Below are 18,862 nucleotides of genomic sequence, written 5' to 3' on the forward strand. Positions count from 1 at the left end.
TGGAAACCGATATCGTAGCCCCATCCCATGACAGGACTCAGCTCAGGTAGTTGAACAGGCTCAGGCTGCTGACCATCTGGAAGGACTTCTGCGCTGCCTGCAGCGACAACAGCTGGCGCGACAGGTCGGAGAAGGTCTTGTTGTAGTCGAGGTCCTGCAGGCTGGACAGCTCCTCGGTGCTCTGCAGCAGGCGCGAGCCGCTGAGGTCGTCGAGCCGGTCGAGCTCGCCCATGTGAACGCCGACGGCGGTCTGGCGGCTGCTGAGCGCGACCTGGGTCGACTCGATCGACTGGCCCAGGGCCTTGAGCGAGTCGGCCCGCTGCGCCGGGGTCAGGCTGCCATCCTGCAGCTGGGCAATCGTCTGTCCGAGCAGGGCGAACAGGTCCTTGTTGCTGCCGTCCTTGGGAAACAGCGACCGGCCGCCCTCGCGGATCGCCATCTCGCGTCCGGTCTCGACCTGCACCATCTGCGGCTGCTCATCGCCCTGGTAGCTGACGCCTTCGGCATCGCTCTGGAAAGGCTTGATCGACGACTGCTGGCCGGAGAAGATGTAGTTGCCGCTGCTGTCGGTGGTATTGGCCAGGGCGAGCATCTGGTCCTGCTGTCCCTTCAGGACAGTGGCGATGCTGGCCAGGTCCTGGCTGGTGCGCGTGCTGTTGTTGGCCAGGATGATCTGCTCGTTGATGCCGGCCAGGTTGTCCAGCATGCTCGAGAGCGTGCTGTCGGCCAGGCCCAGGTTGCTGCGCACGCTCTCGCGGTTCTTGCCGAACTGCTCGCGCACGGCCATCGACTGGGTGACCTCGAGCGTGCGCACGGCGGCGGCAGGGTCCTGGGACGGCGTCTGCAACTTGCTGCGCGAGGTAATCTGCTGCATCGTATGGTCGACGCGGGCTTGCAGGTCGGACAGGCGGGAGCCGCTGCCGCTGTAGAAGTTCTGGGTGCTGATACGCATGGCGGGTGCTCCTTCAGGGCTCAGCGGCCCATGTCGAGTACGGTGCTGAACAATTGCTGCGCCATCTGCATGACCTTGCCGGCGGCCTGGTAGGCCTGCTGGTAGCGCATCAGGTCGATCGCCTCCTCGTCGAGGTTGACGCCCGAGGCATTCTGCAGGGCGGTTTCGGTCTGGGCGTTGATCTGCGTGGCCGACTGGCTGGTGAGCTGCAGCTCGCGCGTCTGGCTGCCGATGCGACCGACCAGCTGGCCATAGGTCGACTGGATGCTGCTGGTGCCGCCGTTCATCGTCTTGGCGTTCTGCAGCGCGACCATCTGGCGCAGGTTGCCGCTGTCGCCAGCCGCGGCGGTCTGGGCCGAGGCCAGGGCAAGATCACGGCCATCCTGCAGCGCCACGCCGATGCCTCGCGCCGCGTTGGCCGTGGGCCGGATCAGGAAGCTGTCGCCGGCATTGAGCGCGCCGCTGAGCTGGAGCGTGAAGCCCTGCTCGGCGCTGGCCGCCAGCACCTCGTCGGCGTTGGCCGAGCTGGCGACGAGCTGCTGGTCCGGACTGCGCAGCAGCTGGTACTGGTCGCCGGTGCGGCGGAAGGTGAAGTCGCTGGCCGTCAGCTTGGAGATATCGCCGAGCTCGGCGCCCAGGCTGGCGCCGCCCTGGTTCGCGCTGGACGGGCTGACGCCCACCGGGGGCAGATCGAACAGGGGCTTGCCGGCAGCGCCACTCTGGTCATAGCCCTGGGCCTGCTGGGCATTGAGGCTGCTGGCCAGGCCGAGCGCAACCAGGCCCAGCGCGTTCTGCGCCGGCTCCAGCACCTGGTCCCGGAAGGCGAGCAGGCCCCCCAGCGCGCCCCCCACCGACTGCTGGCTCGACAGGGGCGACCCGGCCTGGTTGCCGAAATCCTGTGCCACCTCGAGGCGGCCACTGTCGGTCCTCGAGGGCTGGGTCTTGAACTGGTAGGCCGTGGTGCCCGCCACCAGGGGCTGGCCGTTGCCGATGAAGACGCTGACCTGGTCGTCCTGCTCGGTGACCGAGATGCTGACGACCTTGCTGAGGTCGCGCAGCAACTGGTCGCGCTGGTCGAGCAGGTCGTTGGACTGGCCGCCAGACGGGCCCCTGGAGCCTACGATCGCCTGGTTCAGGTTCACCAGGTGCTGCGCGGCGGCATTGAGCTCCTGCACCTGGGATTCGATCTGGCTGTTGACCCCCTGGCGGATCTCGTCGAGCTGGCCGCCCATGTCATTGAAGCGCGTGGTCACCGACTCGGCGCTGAACAGCACGCTCTGGCGCAGCGTGGAATCGCCCGGAGCGGTCGAGACGTTCTGCAGGCTGTTGAAGAAGTCCTGCATCGCCGGTGCCAGACCGACCGAGCTGTCGGCCAGCAGGTTGTCGATCTGCTGGGTCCGGCCGTACTGGACTTCGAGCTGGCTCGCCTGCGACTGGGTCGACAGCAGCTGCTTGCCCAGGAAGCTGCTGTAGTTGCGCTTGACCTCGGCCACCTGGGCGCCCATGCTCACATTGGACATGACCTGGCCACCGGCCTGGGATGCCACCTGGACCACGGTCTGGCGGCTGTAGCCGGCCGTGTTGACGTTCGCGATGTTGTGGCCGGCCGTGTTCACGCCTGCCTGCGCGACGCTCAGCGCGCTTTGTCCGATGGAGAAGATATTGGCCATGATGATGCTTTCAGGGACGCCCTACAGCTATAACGGCAGCCAGGCGCCAAACATGAGCCAGCCAGGGCGAATCAGGTCGACAGGGTGCGCCGGATCACCCGGGCCAGCTTGTCGGCATAGGCCGGATCGGTCGCATAGCCGGCCTTCTGCATGCCCTGGGCAAAGCCGGCGACGGTCTGCCCCGAGGCCAGCACCGACTGGTAGCGCGGGTTCTTGAGCAACATCGAGGCGTAATCGTTGAAGGCCTCGGCATAGGAATCGTAGGCGCGGAATTTCGCCACCCGGCGCTGTGCGACGCCGCCGACATATTCGGTCGTGACGACCTCGGCCACCTTGCCTTTCCAGTTCGGTCCGGCCTTGATGCCGAACAGGTTGTGGCTGGTGGTGCCGTCGGCCATCTTGATCTGGCGCCGGCCCCAGCCGCTTTCGAGCGCGGCCTGGCCGACGATGAACGAGGTCGGCAGCCCGGTGCGCTGCGCGGCCTCCTCGGCATGCTGGCCAACGCCCTGGATGAAGTCCTGCACCCGCTCGACCACGCCGGTCTTGGGCGCCGCGCCGGCCGGGCGGGCCAGGCGCCTGGCGTCAGCAGCCGCAACGCTGGCTGCCGCGGCATTGCCATTGGTGCCACCGGTCGCGGGACTGCCGGCACCGGAGAGCTGGCCGGCCGGGCTGTCAGGCGCGCCCGCGGCATTGGCGCCTGGGAGCGCGCCAGGCTGGCGCTGCATCTGGCGCAACATCATGTCGGCCAGGCCGATGCCGCGCTGCGCCATGGTCTGGCTCAGCTGCTGGTCCAGCATCGAGGTGTAGAGCTGGCTGTCCTGGCTCTGCTCCTGGCCCGAGGCGGCCGTGGCCTGGCGCATGCTCTTGAGCATCATGTTGATGAACAGTCCCTCGAACTGCTTGGCCGAGGCCTTGAGCGCCTCGGGCGAGTTCTGCTTGGCGGACTGGCGCAATGAGTTCAGGCCTTGCACGTCGAGTGCCAGGCTGTTGGGGTCGTTCAGCGGCTTCAGGCTCATGGCGAGACTCAGATGATTTCAAGTTCGGCCCGCAAGGCGCCGGCCGCCTTCATGGCCTGCAGGATGGCCAGCAGGTCCTGCGGCGTGGCTCCGATCGCATTGAGGGCCTTGACCACGTCGGCCAGCTGGACGGCGCGCGGCAGCAGCATCAGCTGGCCGGCCTCCTGCTTGATGTCGATATTGGTGCGGGTCGTCACCACCGTCTGACCCTGCGACAGCGGCGCGGGCTGGCTGACTTCGGCGCTGCTGCCGATCACGATCGAGAGGTTGCCATGCGCCACGGCACAGGGCTCTATCGTGACGGCCTGGTTCATCACGATCGAGCCGGTGCGGCCATTGAGCACCACCTTGGGCGCCTGCAGGGTCGGCGTGACCTCGAGCGACTCGAGCGCGCCCAGGAAGGCGACGCGCTGGTCATGCTGCTGCGGTGCCTGCACCTGGATCACGCGCCCGTTAAGCGCCGCGGCGGTGGCCGGCCCGAAGCGCCGGTTCAAGGCCTCGACGACCCGGCTGGCGGTGCCGAAGTCGCTGTCCTTGAGCTCGAGCGTCACCGTGTCACCCTGCCCCAGCGCGGTCGGCACGCTGCGCTCGACCGTGGCGCCGCCGCTGATACGCCCGACATTGAGGTGGTTGACCTGCGCCTTGCCGCCGCCCGCCGAGGCGCCGGCACCGCCGACCAGCACATTGCCCTGCGCCAGCGCATAGACCTGGCCATCGGCGCCCTTGAGCGGCGTCATCAGCAAGGTGCCGCCGCGCAGGCTCTTGGCGCTGCCCATCGAGGAGACGGTCACGTCGAGCGACTGGCCGCTCTGGACGAAGGCCGGCAGGCTGGCCGTCACCATCACGCCGGCAACGTTCTTGGCCTGCAGGTTGACGCCCGGCGGCAGGCTCAGCCCCATCTGCTGCAACATGTTGACGACCGCCTGGACGGTGAACGGCGACTGATCGCCGGTACCGTCGAGGCCCACCACCAGGCCGTAGCCCAGCAGCGGGTTGTCGCGCACGCCCTGCAGGGTGGCGAGATCCTTGATGCGCTCGGCCTGGACCGGGCCGGCCAGCAGCAGGCACAGGACCAGCAGGGCGCGGTGCAGGCCGGGCAGCGAAAACGGGATGGACGATGACATCAAAGCGGCAGGACGCTGTAGAACAGGCGGTTGAGCATGCTGGCGAGCTGGGACTTGTCGATCTGGCTGTTGGTGCGGTACTCCAGCCGCGCGTCGGCGACCTGGGTCGACGGCACCGTGTTGCCGGAGCTGATCGAGGCTGGCGTGACGACGCCGGAGAAGCGGATGAACTCGGACCCCTTGTCGAGGCCGATCTGCTTTTCTCCGCTGACGAGCAGGTTGCCGTTGGGCAGGACCTCGATCACGCTGACGGCCAGGGTGCCGAGGAAGTTGGAGCCGGCCGCACCGGCCTCCTTGTTGCTCGAGGTATTGCTGCCGCCAGCATTCAGGCCGAGCCAGTCCGAGACGGTGGCCGGCAGCAGCGACAGCTTGCTGGCCTGGCTGTTGACGCTGGCCGAGCTGCTGGCCGAGGCCGAGGCCCGCTTGTCGGCCTGGGCCTTCTCGTTGATGACGATGGTCAGCACGTCGCCGACCGCGCGGGCGCGCCGGTCCTCGAACAGCGGACGATAGCCCTGGGCCTGGAAGATCGCGCCCGGGCTGGGACTGGCCAGGGCCGCCGGCTGCGCGCGCGCGCTGGTCGGGTAAGGCACGATGGAACTGGGGGGCACCGCGCTGCAGCCGGCCAGGGCCAGGCAGAGAGAGGCGGCCAAAGACTTGAACATGGACATCACCGGATCAAAGCTGGCCGATCTTCTGCAGCATCTGGTCGGACGCGGTCACGGCCTTGCTGTTGAGCTCGTAGGCGCGCTGCGCCTGCACCATGTTGACCATCTCCTCGACCACGTTGACGTTGGCCGCCTCGACGAAGCCCTGCGACAGCTGGCCCAGGCCGTTGGTGCCGGGCTCGTTGACGATGGGCGCGCCCGAGGCGCCGGTCTCGACATACAGGTTCTCGCCCTTGGCCTCGAGGCCGGCCGGATTGATGAAGGACGCCAGCTGCAGCGTGCCGAGCTCCTGCGCGGCCGCCGTACCCTGCACGGTCACGCTGACCTGGCCGTTGCGCGACACGGTCAGGACCTGGGCCTCGGCCGGCACGGTGATCTGGGGCAGCAGCAGGTAGCCGCTGGAAGTCACGAGCTGGCCCTGGTTATCGACGTGGAAGGAGCCGTCGCGGGTATAGGCGATCGTGCCGTCGGGCATCTGGATCTGGAAGAAGCCCTTGCCGTCGATCGCGATGTCCTTGCTGTTGCCGGTCTGCATCAGGTTGCCCTGGGTGTGCAGCCGCTCGGTCGCGACCGGCTTGACGCCGGTGCCGAACTGCAGGCCGGTGGGAAACTGGGACTGCTGCGAGGACGGCGCGCCAGGCTGACGCACGGACTGGTACAGCAGGTCCTCGAACACCGCGCGCGAACGCTTGAAGCCATTGGTGTTGACGTTGGCGATGTTGTTGGTGATGACGTCCATCTGCGCCTGTTGCGCCTCCAGACCCGTCTTGGCCACCCACAGTGAGCGAAGCATGGCTTGTTCCTTAGTCGTTTCGTGATGATCGATGGCGATCACATCAGGTTGAGCACCTGGTCGGCCTTGCTGGCGTTGCCGTCGGCATGCTTGAGCAGGCTCATCTGGGTGTCGAACTGGCGCCCCAGGTCGATCATGCGCACCATGGCGTCAACCACATTGACGTTGCTGCCCTCGAGCGCGCCCGACTCGACCGTGACGGTCGGATCGGCCTCGGCATCGGCGCCACTGCGCAGCCGGAACAGCCCGTCGTCGCCGCGCGCCAGGCCGGCCTGCGGCGGATTGACGAGCTTGAGGCGACCGACCTGCTCCGCCACTGCCGGACTCGCGCCCGGCTGCAGCGCCGAGATCGTGCCGTCGCGGCCGACCAGGAGCTCGACATCGGGCGGCAGGTTCAAGGGCCCGCCCTCGCCCAGCACCGGCAGGCCGGACTGGGTCAGCAGCGCACCGTCGGGCCCGAGCTTGAGCGAGCCGCTGCGGGTATAGGCCTCGCGGCCATCGGCGCCCAGCACCGACAGCCAGCCCGCACCGGGCAGCGCCAGGTCGAGCACGCGGCCAGTCTGCTGGATCGCCCCCGGCGTGAAGTCGGCCGCCACGGTGCTGTTCTGCACCTGGGCCCGGGTCGGCTTTTCGCCCCCCGGTATCGGCATGGCGCGAAAGGCGTCGATCTGGGCGCGGAAACCGCCGGTGTTGACGTTGGCGAGGTTGTGCGCCACCGTGGTCTGCTGCTCGGCAACCTGCTTGGCGCCGGTCATGGCGGTGTAGATCAGACGGTCCATGGTTCAGTCCGGAAGGCGAGCCGCGATCAGCGACCGATGTTGACCACGGTCTGCATGGTCTCGTCCTGGCGCCGCATCATCTCGGCGGCGGCCTGGAAGCTGCGCTGGGCCGAGATCATCTTGATCATCTCGAGCGTGAGGTCGATGTTGGCCGACTCGGTCGACGAGGCCTTGAGCGAGCCGAGCACGCCGACGCCGGGCTGGTTGATCTCGGCCGAGCCCGAAGCCGAGGTCTCGAGCCACTGGTTGTTGCCCACGGCATGCAGGCCGTTGAGGCTGCGGAAGTTGGCCAGCACCACCTGGCCGAGCACCTTGCTGTTGCCGTTGTTGTAGCGCGCGGTGATGATGCCGTCCTCGGCCACGCTGTAGTTGAGCAACTGGCCGGCGCCGCGGCCGTCCTGGCTGACCCGCACGGTGAACTTGGAGCCATACTGGGTCGCGCTGCCGAGGTCGATCGCCATCTTGGTGTTGTCGACCGTGATGCCGAACTGCCCCTTGGTAGTCGCCGGGCTGCTGGTGCCAGTGGCCGCGTCGTAGACCGTCGAGGACTGGACCTGGCCCTTGGAGTCGAAGGTCAGCCCGCCGAGCTTGGCGGGCTTGTCGGCACCGCCCTGCCAGGCATAGACATCCCAGGTGTTGTCGGCCAGCTTGACATAGAAGGTCTGGACCCCGACCTCCTTGCCCTGGGCGGTATAGACCGTGGTGGTGGTGGAATGGGTGTAGGTGGTCGGATCGGTCGGATCGAAGGCCGCGTAGGCGGCATCGGAGACGGTCTTGAGGGCGGCCTCGCCAGCCGGCGCATCGACGGCGGCGGCTGCCGCGGCAGTGGCGGCGGCAGCAGCGGCGGCAGTAGCGGCCGCGTCGGCGGCAGTCTTGTCGGCGGCCGTGGCATTCGGGTCGAGCGCGAGGGCCGCCGCCTTGGCGGCCGCGGCGTCGGAGGCTTCCTGCGCCGCCACGGCAATCGCCTGCGAGGCGCCGGCCTTCGCGATCGCGGCCTTGTCGGCGGTCGAGGCGGCGCCGGCAGCGGAAACCGGGGCGGAACGGGTGTCGAGCATCAGCTCGAGCGTGGCCTTGGAAGTCGGCTTGGGCGCATCGTTGGCCTGGCTGATGGTCAGCGGCACCGGCTTGCCGGTCTTGATCAGGCCGCTGGCCGGATCGGCCAGGAAGCCGGTCAGCTTGTCGCCCATCGAGTTGACGATCTCGCCATCCTTGTTCAGGTTGAACTGGCCGCCACGGGTGTAGGTCACCCGGTCGCCGCTTTCGACGCGGAAGAAGCCGGCACCGCTGATCGCGATGTCGAGCGGGTTGTTGGTGGCGCTGATGTCGCCCTGCGAAAAGCTCTGGCGGCCGCCGGTGGCGCGCATGCCGGTCTCGGTGTTCAGGGCGGACGCCAGCGCATCCTCGAAATCCGAACCCTTGAAGCCCACGGTGTTGACGTTGGCGACGTTGTTGCCGATGACCTCGAGCCGCTTGGCGGAGGACTTGACGGCGGAGTTGTCAATCAGAAAGGCCATGATCGTAACCCTTGAAAATGTGAAAGAAGATCAGCGCACCTGGCGCACGTCGGCCAGAGCCACCTCGCCCAGACCGGGCAGGCTCAAGCGCACGTTGTTGTTGCTCAGCGAGACACCGCCGACCTGGGCCGCCGACAGCGCAGTCGCCGTGACCGACTGGCCGTTGCGCAAGGCCTCGAGCTTGAAGCTGTAGCTGCCGTCGGCCGCTGCGGCTCCGGCATCGGTGGCGCCATCCCAGGACAGCTGCCGGACACCCGCGGCACTTGCCCCGAGGTCCATCGTGCGCAGCACCTGGCCGGTGCTGTCGAGCACGGTCAGCTTCAGGCTGTCGGCCGACTGCGCGAGATCGACCCCCATCTTGGCCTGGCCTGCGCTGAGCTGCAGCGTCGAGCTCGGCACCAGCACCTCGCGCCCGATCAGGCTCGAGGCCTGCATGGTCTGGGTCGCCTGGAAGCTCGACAGCGCCGAGGACAGCGTGGTGTTGAGCTGGTTGATGCCGCTGACCATGTTGAGCTGGGCCATCTGCGAGGTCATCTGCGCATTGTCCATCGGGTTCATCGGATCCTGATTCTGCATCTGGGCCACGAGCAGCTTCATGAAGTTGGACTGGGCGTCGTCGACGCTGCCGCTGGCGCTGGACGCGCTGGTCTGGGCCGCGACCCCGGTGTTCGAGCTGATGCTGTTGACTGCCATGGGATGGACTTTCTCACTGACCGATGGTCAGTGTCTTGAGCGCCATGGATTTGGCGGCATTGAGGGTGTCGACGTTGGTCTGGTAGGAGCGCGAGGCCGACAGCATGTTGACCATCTCCTCGACCACGTTGACATTGGGCATCTCGACATAGCCCTGGGCATTGGCCTGGGGATGCGCGGGGTTGTAGAGCAGGCGCGGCGGGCTCTGGTCCTCGACCACCGGGCCGGCCTTGACCCCGGTCGCGCCGCCCGGCAGCGCAGCGGCCATGAACTCGAGCTGCTTGGCCCGGTAGGGCTGGCCATCGGGACCGCTGGTGCTCTCGGCGTTGGCGAGGTTGCTGGCCACGACGTTGAGGCGCTGCGCCTGCGCGGTCATGGCCGAACCGGCGACCTGGAAGACATTGAGCAAGGACATGATGATCAGCCCTGGATGACGGATGACAAGCCCTTGAGCTTGGAGGACAGGATGGTCACGCCGGCCTCGTAGCGCAGCGCGTTTTCGGTGAAGGCGCTGCGCTCGATGTCGAGGTCGACCGTGTTGCCGTCGCGACTGGCCTGCACGACCGGACGCGGCTGGGCCTGCGGCATGCCGCCCGGGACCGGCCCCTGGTGGGCGGGATGGGTGCGCCTGAGCTCCTGCGCATTGCCGGCCGCACCGGCCATCGCCGCCTTCATGGCCTGGGCAAAATCGAAATCCTGCGCCTTGTAGTGGGGGGTATCGGCATTCGCGATATTGGTCGCCAGCAGCTGCTGGCGCTGTGCCCGCAGTCGCAGGGCCTGCTCGTGAAACCCCAGCGCCTCGTCCAGTCTTCCTGCCATCTCGGCCTCCGTTGAAAACCCAGCAGCGATCCGCTCCCAAGGGCGGAACCGCAATGACTGGGATTGTGCTACTTTACGCAGGTTTTGCGGCCGGCGATCGGGCAAACAAAGCCGAAAACCGCATTCAGCTTGGCTGTTAGAGCCGTGCCAACGGTGTGGGAATCCGCCTACACTCGGTATCGACCATGATGCGACTCCACCGCCTGCTGCAAGCCTGCCTGTTGCTGACCTGCCTGGCAGCACAGGCGCAGCCCTCGACCCGGCATTCGCCCGACGCGCTGCGCGCGCAGGTGAGCGAGGCCTTGACGGCCCAGCTGCCAGCCTCCAGCCGCGTCAGCGTGAGCCCGCCGGACCCGCAGCTGCAGCTGCCGGCCTGCCCCAAGCCCGAGGTGCTGCTGCCCGCGACCCAGCAGCCGCTGCGCGGCCAGCTGCGCGTCGGGGTGCGCTGCCACAAGCCCCAGCCCTGGACAGTCTATCTGAGCGCGACGATCCAGGAGTCGCGCAACTACTACCTGGCCAAGGTGCCGCTGCAAGCCGGGCATCTGCTGCAAGCCGAGGACCTGACGATCGGGCAGGCCTACGCCGAGAACCTGCCGCCGGGGGCCGTGACCGACGAGAAGCAATGGCTGGGCCGCAGCCTGACGGCGGCCGTGGCAGCAGGCGCGCCGCTGCGCCTGCAATGGCTGCGCAGCATCAACGTCGTGAGCGCCGGACAGACCGTCAAGCTGGTGCTCGAGGGCGCGGGCTTCCGGATCGACTCCGAAGGCCGGGCACTGGGCAACGCCGCCGCGGGACAGTCGGTCCAGGTGCGCGTGGCATCGGGCCAGACGGTCAGCGGCAAGGCCCAGGCCGGGGGCTGGGTCGAGCTGGAACCGTGAAGCGACCGCCAGGCAGGCTCAAGTTTGCGCCCGCTCGGCCGTAAACTGGACTAAGCAAGGCAGTACCAAGTCCCCCTATGTCAGGATACCCCCGTGAAAATTGACCCATCGATCGGCAAAATGCCCGGCCTGGCGGTCGGCTCCGCACCGGCCAGCACCGCCAAGCCCCTCGAGGCCAGCACGGCCACACGCAGCCAGACGGCGACGGTCCACATGTCGGGCCAGCTCCAGCAGCTCTCGCGCCAGGTCGGCGGCGGCAGCTTCGATGCCCAGAAGGTGCAGTCGATCAAGGAAGCGATCGCCGAGGGCCGCTTCCAGGTCGACTCGAGCAAGGTGGCCGACGGCCTGCTGAGCACGGTCAAGGACCTGATCCGCAGCAATTCGCGCTCGGCCTGAACATGAACGCCACCGATGCCGCGATCGCGCACAGCCTGGCACAGGAGCATGCCCTCGCGCTGCAGCTGCTCGAGGTACTCGGCCAGGAGGAAGCCGCCTTGCTCGACAACGATGCCGACGCCCTGTCGCAGGCCGCGCACGGCAAGTCGCAGCTGATCGCCAGCTTCGTCACGCTGCACCAGCAGCTGCGCCGCCTGCTCGGGCAGGCCGGCCTGCCCGAGCAGGACAGCAGCGTGGCCGCCTGGGTCGCCGGCCAGTCCGACCCAGCGCTGCAGGCACAGTGGCGCGAGCTGCTCGATGGCGCGCAGCGCGCCCAGGAACTCAACCGCACCAACGGCCTGCTGATCCAGCGCCTGTCGGTGCGCAACCAGGCGGCTCTCGCGACGCTGCGCGGCCCGGGCGAGGCCGAGCTGTACGGACAGCGCGGCCTGACGGGCAGGCGCTCGCACTTCAAGACCATCCTGGGCTGAGCGCTTCGGTCGTCCGACCGATAAATTCTGCTTTTGCAGAATGCTATTTCATGAAAATTTCAAACTAATGTGAAAGCATTGGGTCATCGACCTAACATTTTTCACATTGCATGTCATTTCATCAATATAGTCGCAATCTGAAAATCGGCCAGCGACTTGCCTTGAGCTCAGCCCTGCTGCTGCTGCTGATCGGCGGCATGGCCTTGCTCGGCACGCTGTCCAACCTGCACCTGAACGACAAGACGCGCGTGATCTACGAGGCCAGGGCGGTTCCGGCGCAGCAGCTCGCGAGCCTGAACCAGCTGATCCAGCGCAACCGCATCCTGGTGATGGAAATGCTGCTGAGCCCCGACCGCAACACGGTCGAGACCAAGAGCAGCGAGTTCGAGCGCAACCAGGCCACCATCACGGATCTCTGGAAGGCCTACCAGAGGCAGCCGCAGACGGCGCAGGAAAAGGCGCTGGCACAGAGCTTCGACCAGCGCAGGCGGGCGCTGTTCGAGCAAGGCCTGACGCCGGCCAACGAGGCCATGGTCGGCGACCGCTACGACGACGCCTCCGACTTCTACATCCGCTTCATCACGCCGCTGGCGCCGCAGGCGCAGGAGCCGCTGGACCAGCTGATCCAGCTCAAGATCAAGCAGGCCGAGGAGGAGTTCCAGGCCTCCAACGGCAGCATGCAGACCGTCAACGGCGTCATCGGCGTGACGGCGCTGAGCGCCTTGCTGCTGGGCATCTGGCTGTCCTGGGTCGCGACCCGCTCGATCACGCGGCCGATGGCCGAGGCGGTGCGCGTGGCCGACACGGTGGCCAGCGGCGACCTGACGGCAGACATCGTCGTGAGCGGCAAGGACGAGGCCGGCGCGATGCTGGCCGCGCTCAAGACCATGCACGACAACCTGATCAAGATCGTGTCCCGGGTCCGGCATGGCAGCGAGACGATCGCCAACGGCTCGCGCGAAATCTCGGAAAGCAGCGCGATGCTGGCAGAGCGCACCGAGGAGCAGTCGATCAACCTCGAGCGCACGGCGGCAGCGATGGCCCAGATCACCAGCGCGGTCGACAGCAATGCGGAGAGCGCGCGCCAGGCCAGCGAACTGGCGCGCCAGACCAGCGATGCCGCCAGCCATGGCGGCGAGGTGGTGGCGCAGGTCGTCTCGACCATGGAGCAGATCAGCCAGAGCAGCCGCCTGATCACGGACATCACCGGCGTGATCGACGGCATCGCCTTCCAGACCAATATCCTGGCACTCAATGCCGCGGTCGAGGCCGCGCGCGCTGGCGAACAGGGGCGCGGCTTTGCCGTGGTCGCGACCGAGGTGCGCCAGCTCGCGCAGCGCAGCGCCTCCGCCGCCAAGGAGATCAAGTCGCTGATCGCCGAAAGCGGGGAACGGGTCAAGGCCGGCGCCGAACTGGTCACCCAGGCCGGCGCGAGCGTGAACGATATCGTGGTCCAGGTGCGCTCGCTGTCGGAGCTGATCGAGAACATCTCGCAGGCCAGCATCGAGCAATCGACCAGCGTGTCCGAGATCAGCCAGTCGATTGCCAACCTCGACAACATGACCCAGCGCAACGCGGCGCTGGTGGAGGAAAGCGCGGCCGCGGCCGACAGCCTGCGGCAGCAGGCGTCGCAGCTCGACGAGGTGGTGCGCGTCTTCAAGATCGCCTGAGGCCCCGCAGCGCCGGGGCTGGTCCGGCCGGGCACGGTCCCCGACCGCCTGTGCGGCGGGCCGTAAAACGACAAGAAGACCCGCATTAGCCGTACTGCTCCGGAGCTGGCAGCCGCTTGCCGGCGGCGATAATCCTCAATCTCCGGAGCTCCCCCCTTGGCAGAAGACAGCGACCTCGAAAAAACAGAACCCGCCTCACCCCGACAGCTAGAGAAAGCACGTGAACAGGGTGATGTGCCGAGGTCACGCGAGATCGGCACCTTCGCGGTGCTGGCGGCGGCGGCACTGGGCTTCTGGCTCAGCGGCGAGGCGATGGTGCGCCAGCTCAAGCACATGCTGATGCTGGGCCTGCAGTTCAGGCGCGAGCAGCTGTTCGACCCGCAGCGGCTGAGCGTGGACTGGGGCCAGCAGCTGTTCGACCTGTTGCTGGCCTTCCTGCCGCTGGCCGGCCTGCTGCTGCTGGCCGCGCTGGCGTCGCCGGTCCTGATCGGCGGCTGGCTGTTCCACACCCAGGCGCTGGTACCCAAGTTCAGCAAGCTCAATCCGCTCCAGGGGCTGGCCAATATGGTCTCGACGCGCTCGCTCAGCGAGCTGCTCAAGGCGATCGCCAAGACCCTGCTGGTCGGCACCGTGGCCTGGTTCGTGATCCGCGGCCAGCTCGATGCCCTGCTCGCGCTCGCCAGCCAGGCCCCGCGCGAGAGCACGGCCGAGCATGTCCGGCTGCTGCTGGCCTGCTTCATCGGCCTGGTCGCGTCGCTGGCCGTGATCGCGCTGATCGATGGTCCCTACCAGATGTGGAGCCACGCGCGCAAGCTCATGATGACGCGCCAGCAGCTGCGCGACGAGGCCAAGGAAATGGAAGGCAATCCCGAGATCAAGGCCAAGATCCGTGCCCAGCAGCGCGCGATCGCGCGCCGGCGCATGATGGCCCAGGTGCCCACGGCCGACGTCATCGTGACCAACCCGACCCATTACGCGGTCGCGCTGCATTACCCGGAACAGGGCAATCACGCGCCCAAGGTGGTGGCCAAGGGCGTCGACGAGGTCGCGGCCAAGATCCGCGAGATCGGCGCCGCCCACGGAATCACGATCATCGAGGCGCCGCCGCTGGCGCGCGCGCTCTACCGCCACACCGAGCTCGACCAGGAAATCCCGGCGCCGCTCTACACGGCCGTGGCCCAGGTGCTGGCCTATGTGTTCCAGCTGCGGACCTACCGCAGCCAGGGCGGCTTTGCTCCCGTGCGACCCGAGCCCGTCGCGCTGCCGCCCGGCTTCGATCCGCTCGAAACCGCAGCACCTGAGACCGGAGACCGGACATGAACTGGAAACTGCTGCTGGGCCGCATGAACGGCAAGGCGCTGGCCGCGCCGGGCCTGGTCGTGATGATCCTGGCGCTGATGATCCTGCCGGTGCCGTCGTTCATCCTCGACATCTTCTTCAGCTTCAACATCGCGCTGTCGATCATCGTGCTGCTGACGGCGCTCTACACGGTGCGTCCGCTGGAGTTCATGGCCTTCCCGGCCGTGCTGCTGATGACCACCATGCTGCGGCTGTCGCTCAACGTGGCCTCGACCCGGGTGGTGCTGACCAACGGCCATACCGGGCCGGACGCGGCGGGCAAGGTGATCGAGGCCTTCGGCCATTTCCTGATCGGCGGCAACTACCTGATCGGCGTGGTGGTGTTCGTGATCCTGACCGTGATCAACTTCGTGGTCGTGACCAAGGGCGCCGGGCGCATCGCCGAAGTCGGCGCGCGCTTCGCGCTCGACGCGATGCCGGGCAAGCAGATGGCGATCGACGCCGACCTCAACGCCGGACTGATCGGCGAGGCCGAGGCGCGCAAGCGCCGCACCGAGGTGTCGCAGGAAGCCGAGTTCTACGGCGCGATGGACGGTGCGAGCAAATATGTGCGCGGCGACGCGGTCGCCGGCATCGTGGTCACCGTGGTCAACCTGGTCGGCGGCCTGCTGGTCGGCATGCTGCAGCACGACCTGCCCTTCAACCGCGCGGTCGAGACCTACACCCTGCTGGCCATCGGCGACGGCCTGGTGGCGCAGATCCCGTCGCTGATCATCTCGCTGGCAGCCGGTGCGGTGGTCTCGCGCGTGGCCAACGACCAGGATGTCAGCGCGCAGTTGATCAACCAGCTCTTCCTCAAGCCGCAGGTGCTCTACATCACGGCCGGCATCGTCGGCAGCATGGGCCTGATCCCGGGCATGCCGAACCTGGCCTTCCTGCTGCTCGCGCTGCTGATCGGCGGCTGCGGCTATTACGTGCCCAAGCTGCTCGCGCGCGAAGGCCCGGCCGAGGCCGCGGCGGCAGCAGCAGCGGCCCCGCCGCCAGCGCCCGAGCAGGAGGAGGCCAGCTGGCAGGATGTCAGTCCGATCCAGGCCCTGGGCCTGGAGGTCGGCTACCGGCTGATCAGCCTGGTCAACACCAGCCAGGACGGCGAGCTGCTGCGCCGCATCAAGGGCATACGCAAGAAGTTCGCCCAGGAGGTCGGCTTCCTGCCGCCGCCGGTGCATATCCGGGACAACCTCGAGCTGCCGCCATCGGGCTACCGCATCACGCTCAAGGGGGTGGAGATCGGCAGCGGCGAATCGCATCCCGGCCAGTTCATGGCGATCAACCCCGGCATGGTCTCGGGCCCGCTGCCGGGCCAGCCGGTCACCGACCCGGCGTTCGGCCTGCCGGCAGTCTGGATCGATGCGAACATGCGCGACCAGGCCCAGTCGATGGGCTACACGGTGGTCGATGCCGGCACCGTGGTGGCGACCCACCTGAACCACCTGCTGGCGCAGAACGCGGCGGAGCTGCTGGGCCGCCAGGAGCTGCAGGCGCTGATCGACCACCTGAGCAAGGAAAGCCCCAAGCTGCTCGAGGACCTGGTGCCCAAGCTGCTGCCGCTGTCGACGCTGCAGAAGGTGCTGCAGAACCTGCTGTCCGAAGGGGTGCATATCCGCGACATGCAGACCATCGTCGAGACCCTGATCGAGCATGCCGCCATGAGCCAGGATGCCTACAGCCTGACCGCGGCGGTGCGGGTCGCGCTGGGGCGCGCGATCGTGCAGGAGATCGTGCCGGGCCAGCAGGAGCTGCCGGTGATGACGCTGGACCACCGGCTCGAGCGGCTGCTGCTGCAGGCGCTGCAGACCGGCGGCGCCGAGGGCGGCGGCATCGAGCCCGGTCTGGCCGAGACCCTGGTCAACCAGACCGTGCAGGCCAGCCAGCTGCAGGAGCAGATGGGCTACACCCCGGTGCTGCTGGTGCCGGCGCCGCTGCGCGCGATGCTGGCGCGCTTCCTGCGTCGCACCCTGCCCCAGCTCAAGGTGCTGTCGCACGCCGAGCTGCCGGACAGCCGAACCATTAAAGTCACCCATCTCGTCGGAGCCTGAACATGAAGGTTCACCGTTTTATTGCCAGTAGCGCGCGCGAGGCCCTGGGCCTGGTGCGCGAAGCCCTGGGCCCCGAGGCCATGATCCTGGCCAACCGCAGCGCGGAAGCGGGGATAGAGATCCTGGCCTGCAGCGAACGGGACTATGCCTCGGTCATCGAGCAGTACCGGGACGACGACGACAGCCCGCCGCTGGCGGCGCCGGCGCCGGCGCCAGCGCCCGACCCCGCCATCGCCATGAACGAGGTGATGGAGGAGATCCGGGCCATGCGCGAGGCGCTGGCCAAGCAGATGAGCGAGCTGGCCTGGGCGGGCGGCCAGCAGCCGAAGAACCCGCTCAAGTCGGCCATGCTCAAGCACCTGCTGAGCCTGGGCCTGAGCCCGAGCCTGACGCGCTACCTGACCGAGAACGCACCGAGCGACGGCGAGCTCGACCAGGCGATCGAATGGTCCAAGGGCATCCTGACGCGCAACATCAATGTGCTGCAGGACGAGGACAGCTTCCTCGACGAAGGCGGAGTCTATGCGCTGATCGGGCCGACCGGGGTCGGCAAGACGACGACGACGGCCAAGCTCGCGGCGCGCTATGTGATGCGCCATGGTCCCGGCAAGCTGGCGCTGATCACGACCGACGGCTACCGGATCGGCGCGCACGAGCAGCTGCGCATCTACGGCAAGATCATGGGCGTGATGGTGCACTCGGTCAAGGACGAGGTCGACCTGCGGCTCGCGCTCGAGGAGCTCGCGACCAAGCACACGGTGCTGATCGATACCGTCGGCATGAGCCAGCGCGACCAGATGGTGGCCGAGCAGATCGCCATGCTCGCCGGCACCCAGGTGCCGGTCAAGCGCCTGCTCTGCCTCAACACCACCAGCACGATCGAGACCTTGAACGAGGTGGTCCATGCCTACCGCGGCTCGGGCCTGGAAGGTGTCATACTGACAAAGCTGGACGAGGCCGTCACGATCAGCAACGCGCTCGACGTGGTGATCAGGCAGAAGCTGCGGCTGTTCTACCTGGGCACCGGGCAGCGCGTGCCCGAGGACCTGCAACTCGCCCAGGCGCGACCGCTGGTCGAACGGATGTTCGGCCTGCGCAGCAGCCAGAGCAGCAAGCATTACGAGGACAGCGAGCTGCCGGTGCTGATGAGCACCGATGCCGTGCGTCTCGACACCAGCGTGCAAGGGATAAAAATTGCTTGACCTGTCCAATGACCAGGCCGCCGGCCTGCGCCGCATCCTTGGCGCGAGAAAGTCGCGCTATGTCAGCGTGCTGACGGCGATCGCGCCGTCACAGAAGAACGTGCTGCTGCTCAACCTGGCGGCCGCGCTGGTGCGCGCGGGCAACGAGGTGCAGCTGCTCGATGCCAGCCTGAACGCCGACGGCATCGCCTCCTGCGCGGCCCAGCCACCCACGCCCTCGCTGTGCCAGCTGGCCTTGCGCCAGGGCGACTCCCAGCAGGCGGTGCAGCCCCATGGCCCCGGGGTGCGGATCGCGCGCCTGACCCACCGCCCGCTCGGCGAGCTGCTGGCCAGGCCCGAGGATTCGGCCCGGCTGTCGCAGCAGCTGCAGGCGCTGAGTCCGGACGGCCAGTTCTGCCTGGTCGACACCGACTTGCAGCGCGACAACCCCTTCGTGCTGCCCGAGCTCGCGCAGGGCGAGATGGTGGTGCTGACCTCCAGCACGGCCGACTCGATCAAGCATGCCTACGCCCAGATCAAGGCCCTGCATGGCCAGCTGGGCCGGCGCCAGTTCCTGCTGATGGTGGTGGGCGCCACGCTGGCGCAGGCCGAGAAGATCCAGCAGAACATCGCGCAGGCGGCCAACCAGTACCTGGCGGTGCCGGTGCGCTTCCTGGGCAGCATCCCGAACGACGAGCACCTGGGGCGCGCGCTGCAGCTGGGGCGACCGGTAGTCGAAGCGTTTCCGATGGCCAGCGCCTCGGTGGCGCTGCGCGAGGTGGCAGCACGGCTGCTCAATGTCGGGCTGTCGCAGCAGACGGCCGCCTCGCTGCTGGAGCGCTGAGCC

The 18,862-nt window shown here is 67.7% G+C and carries 19 protein-coding genes; 8 read left to right on the forward strand and 11 right to left on the reverse strand.

The window, feature by feature from the left end:
* Positions 1–37: 37 nt before the first annotated feature.
* From flgL to flgB, 11 genes are all read right to left on the reverse strand, one after another.
* Positions 38–952, reverse strand: a complete 915-nt coding sequence (gene flgL / locus C6P64_RS09955; RefSeq protein ID WP_105748409.1) for a flagellar hook-associated protein FlgL — start codon at positions 950–952, stop codon at positions 38–40.
* 20 nt (positions 953–972) lie between these two features.
* Entirely contained in the window at positions 973–2,622 is a 1,650-nt protein-coding gene (gene flgK / locus C6P64_RS09960; protein ID WP_105748410.1) for a flagellar hook-associated protein FlgK, read from the reverse strand.
* A 71-nt stretch (positions 2,623–2,693) separates the two neighbouring features.
* Positions 2,694–3,638, reverse strand: a complete 945-nt coding sequence (flgJ, locus tag C6P64_RS09965; RefSeq protein WP_105748411.1) for a flagellar assembly peptidoglycan hydrolase FlgJ — start codon at positions 3,636–3,638, stop codon at positions 2,694–2,696.
* 8 nt (positions 3,639–3,646) lie between these two features.
* A complete protein-coding gene (locus tag C6P64_RS09970) occupies positions 3,647–4,762 on the reverse strand; it encodes a flagellar basal body P-ring protein FlgI (RefSeq protein ID WP_105748412.1) in 1,116 nt (371 codons plus the stop codon).
* On the reverse strand, positions 4,762–5,424 hold the full coding sequence (locus C6P64_RS09975; RefSeq protein ID WP_211296824.1) for a flagellar basal body L-ring protein FlgH: 663 nt from the start codon (positions 5,422–5,424) through the stop codon (positions 4,762–4,764). The genes C6P64_RS09970 and C6P64_RS09975 overlap by 1 nt, the downstream gene beginning before the upstream one ends.
* Before the next feature lie 13 nt (positions 5,425–5,437).
* Positions 5,438–6,220: a flagellar basal-body rod protein FlgG gene (gene flgG, locus C6P64_RS09980; RefSeq protein WP_105748414.1), complete on the reverse strand. Its 783-nt coding sequence runs from the start codon at positions 6,218–6,220 to the stop codon at positions 5,438–5,440.
* A gap of 38 nt (positions 6,221–6,258) precedes the next feature.
* Positions 6,259–6,999: a flagellar basal-body rod protein FlgF gene (gene flgF / locus C6P64_RS09985; RefSeq protein WP_105748415.1), complete on the reverse strand. Its 741-nt coding sequence runs from the start codon at positions 6,997–6,999 to the stop codon at positions 6,259–6,261.
* Between the two features lie 26 nt (positions 7,000–7,025).
* The gene (locus C6P64_RS09990; RefSeq protein WP_105748416.1) at positions 7,026–8,513 is read right to left on the reverse strand and encodes a flagellar hook protein FlgE; all 1,488 of its coding nucleotides are present in this window, start codon (positions 8,511–8,513) and stop codon (positions 7,026–7,028) included.
* A 30-nt stretch (positions 8,514–8,543) separates the two neighbouring features.
* Positions 8,544–9,206 carry a flagellar hook assembly protein FlgD gene (locus C6P64_RS09995; RefSeq protein WP_105748417.1) on the reverse strand — a complete coding sequence of 221 codons (663 nt, stop codon included), beginning with the start codon at positions 9,204–9,206 and terminating at the stop codon, positions 8,544–8,546.
* Between the two features lie 13 nt (positions 9,207–9,219).
* Positions 9,220–9,621: a flagellar basal body rod protein FlgC gene (gene flgC / locus C6P64_RS10000; protein ID WP_105748418.1), complete on the reverse strand. Its 402-nt coding sequence runs from the start codon at positions 9,619–9,621 to the stop codon at positions 9,220–9,222.
* A gap of 5 nt (positions 9,622–9,626) precedes the next feature.
* Positions 9,627–10,025, reverse strand: coding sequence for a flagellar basal body rod protein FlgB (flgB, locus tag C6P64_RS10005; RefSeq protein WP_105748419.1), 399 nt, complete (start codon positions 10,023–10,025; stop codon positions 9,627–9,629).
* A gap of 185 nt (positions 10,026–10,210) precedes the next feature.
* Here flgB and flgA point away from each other — a divergent pair, with 185 nt between their 5' ends.
* From flgA to C6P64_RS10045, 8 genes are all read left to right on the forward strand, one after another.
* Positions 10,211–10,903, forward strand: coding sequence for a flagellar basal body P-ring formation chaperone FlgA (flgA, locus tag C6P64_RS10010; protein ID WP_105748420.1), 693 nt, complete (start codon positions 10,211–10,213; stop codon positions 10,901–10,903).
* A gap of 93 nt (positions 10,904–10,996) precedes the next feature.
* On the forward strand, positions 10,997–11,299 hold the full coding sequence (gene flgM / locus C6P64_RS10015; RefSeq protein WP_211296825.1) for a flagellar biosynthesis anti-sigma factor FlgM: 303 nt from the start codon (positions 10,997–10,999) through the stop codon (positions 11,297–11,299).
* Between the two features lie 2 nt (positions 11,300–11,301).
* Positions 11,302–11,769 (forward strand): flagella synthesis protein FlgN, encoded by a 468-nt coding sequence (locus tag C6P64_RS10020; RefSeq protein WP_105748422.1) that lies wholly within the window; start codon positions 11,302–11,304, stop codon positions 11,767–11,769.
* Between the two features lie 110 nt (positions 11,770–11,879).
* Complete coding sequence (locus tag C6P64_RS10025; protein WP_105748423.1) at positions 11,880–13,439, forward strand: methyl-accepting chemotaxis protein; 1,560 nt, start codon at positions 11,880–11,882, stop codon at positions 13,437–13,439.
* 234 nt (positions 13,440–13,673) lie between these two features.
* Positions 13,674–14,759 carry a flagellar biosynthesis protein FlhB gene (gene flhB, locus C6P64_RS10030; protein ID WP_425436744.1) on the forward strand — a complete coding sequence of 362 codons (1,086 nt, stop codon included), beginning with the start codon at positions 13,674–13,676 and terminating at the stop codon, positions 14,757–14,759.
* Positions 14,756–16,834 carry a flagellar biosynthesis protein FlhA gene (flhA, locus tag C6P64_RS10035; RefSeq protein ID WP_105748425.1) on the forward strand — a complete coding sequence of 693 codons (2,079 nt, stop codon included), beginning with the start codon at positions 14,756–14,758 and terminating at the stop codon, positions 16,832–16,834. The genes flhB and flhA overlap by 4 nt, the downstream gene beginning before the upstream one ends.
* Positions 16,835–16,836: 2 nt before the next feature.
* Positions 16,837–18,036, forward strand: coding sequence for a flagellar biosynthesis GTPase FlhF (flhF, locus tag C6P64_RS10040; RefSeq protein WP_105748426.1), 1,200 nt, complete (start codon positions 16,837–16,839; stop codon positions 18,034–18,036).
* Entirely contained in the window at positions 18,029–18,859 is an 831-nt protein-coding gene (locus tag C6P64_RS10045; RefSeq protein WP_105748427.1) for a MinD/ParA family ATP-binding protein, read from the forward strand. The genes flhF and C6P64_RS10045 overlap by 8 nt, the downstream gene beginning before the upstream one ends.
* The last annotated feature ends 3 nt before the right edge of the window (positions 18,860–18,862 follow it).

The sequence above is a fragment of the Malikia granosa genome, assembly GCF_002980595.1.
Lineage (GTDB): Bacteria > Pseudomonadota > Gammaproteobacteria > Burkholderiales > Burkholderiaceae_C > Malikia > Malikia granosa.

Excerpts from the sequence above, each read along its gene's own strand:
- flgL (WP_105748409.1), bottom strand. The coding sequence starts at position 952 with ATGCGTATCAGCACCCAGAACTTCTACAGCGGCAGCGGCTCCCGCCTG.
- flgK (WP_105748410.1), bottom strand. The coding sequence starts at position 2,622 with ATGGCCAATATCTTCTCCATCGGACAAAGCGCGCTGAGCGTCGCGCAG.
- flgJ (WP_105748411.1), bottom strand. The coding sequence starts at position 3,638 with ATGAGCCTGAAGCCGCTGAACGACCCCAACAGCCTGGCACTCGACGTG.
- C6P64_RS09970 (WP_105748412.1), bottom strand. The coding sequence starts at position 4,762 with ATGTCATCGTCCATCCCGTTTTCGCTGCCCGGCCTGCACCGCGCCCTG.
- C6P64_RS09975 (WP_211296824.1), bottom strand. The coding sequence starts at position 5,424 with ATGTTCAAGTCTTTGGCCGCCTCTCTCTGCCTGGCCCTGGCCGGCTGC.
- flgG (WP_105748414.1), bottom strand. The coding sequence starts at position 6,220 with ATGCTTCGCTCACTGTGGGTGGCCAAGACGGGTCTGGAGGCGCAACAG.
- flgF (WP_105748415.1), bottom strand. The coding sequence starts at position 6,999 with ATGGACCGTCTGATCTACACCGCCATGACCGGCGCCAAGCAGGTTGCC.
- C6P64_RS09990 (WP_105748416.1), bottom strand. The coding sequence starts at position 8,513 with ATGGCCTTTCTGATTGACAACTCCGCCGTCAAGTCCTCCGCCAAGCGG.
- C6P64_RS09995 (WP_105748417.1), bottom strand. The coding sequence starts at position 9,206 with ATGGCAGTCAACAGCATCAGCTCGAACACCGGGGTCGCGGCCCAGACC.
- flgC (WP_105748418.1), bottom strand. The coding sequence starts at position 9,621 with ATGTCCTTGCTCAATGTCTTCCAGGTCGCCGGTTCGGCCATGACCGCG.
- flgB (WP_105748419.1), bottom strand. The coding sequence starts at position 10,025 with ATGGCAGGAAGACTGGACGAGGCGCTGGGGTTTCACGAGCAGGCCCTG.
- flgA (WP_105748420.1), top strand. The coding sequence starts at position 10,211 with ATGATGCGACTCCACCGCCTGCTGCAAGCCTGCCTGTTGCTGACCTGC.
- C6P64_RS10020 (WP_105748422.1), top strand. The coding sequence starts at position 11,302 with ATGAACGCCACCGATGCCGCGATCGCGCACAGCCTGGCACAGGAGCAT.
- C6P64_RS10025 (WP_105748423.1), top strand. The coding sequence starts at position 11,880 with ATGTCATTTCATCAATATAGTCGCAATCTGAAAATCGGCCAGCGACTT.
- flhA (WP_105748425.1), top strand. The coding sequence starts at position 14,756 with ATGAACTGGAAACTGCTGCTGGGCCGCATGAACGGCAAGGCGCTGGCC.
- flhF (WP_105748426.1), top strand. The coding sequence starts at position 16,837 with ATGAAGGTTCACCGTTTTATTGCCAGTAGCGCGCGCGAGGCCCTGGGC.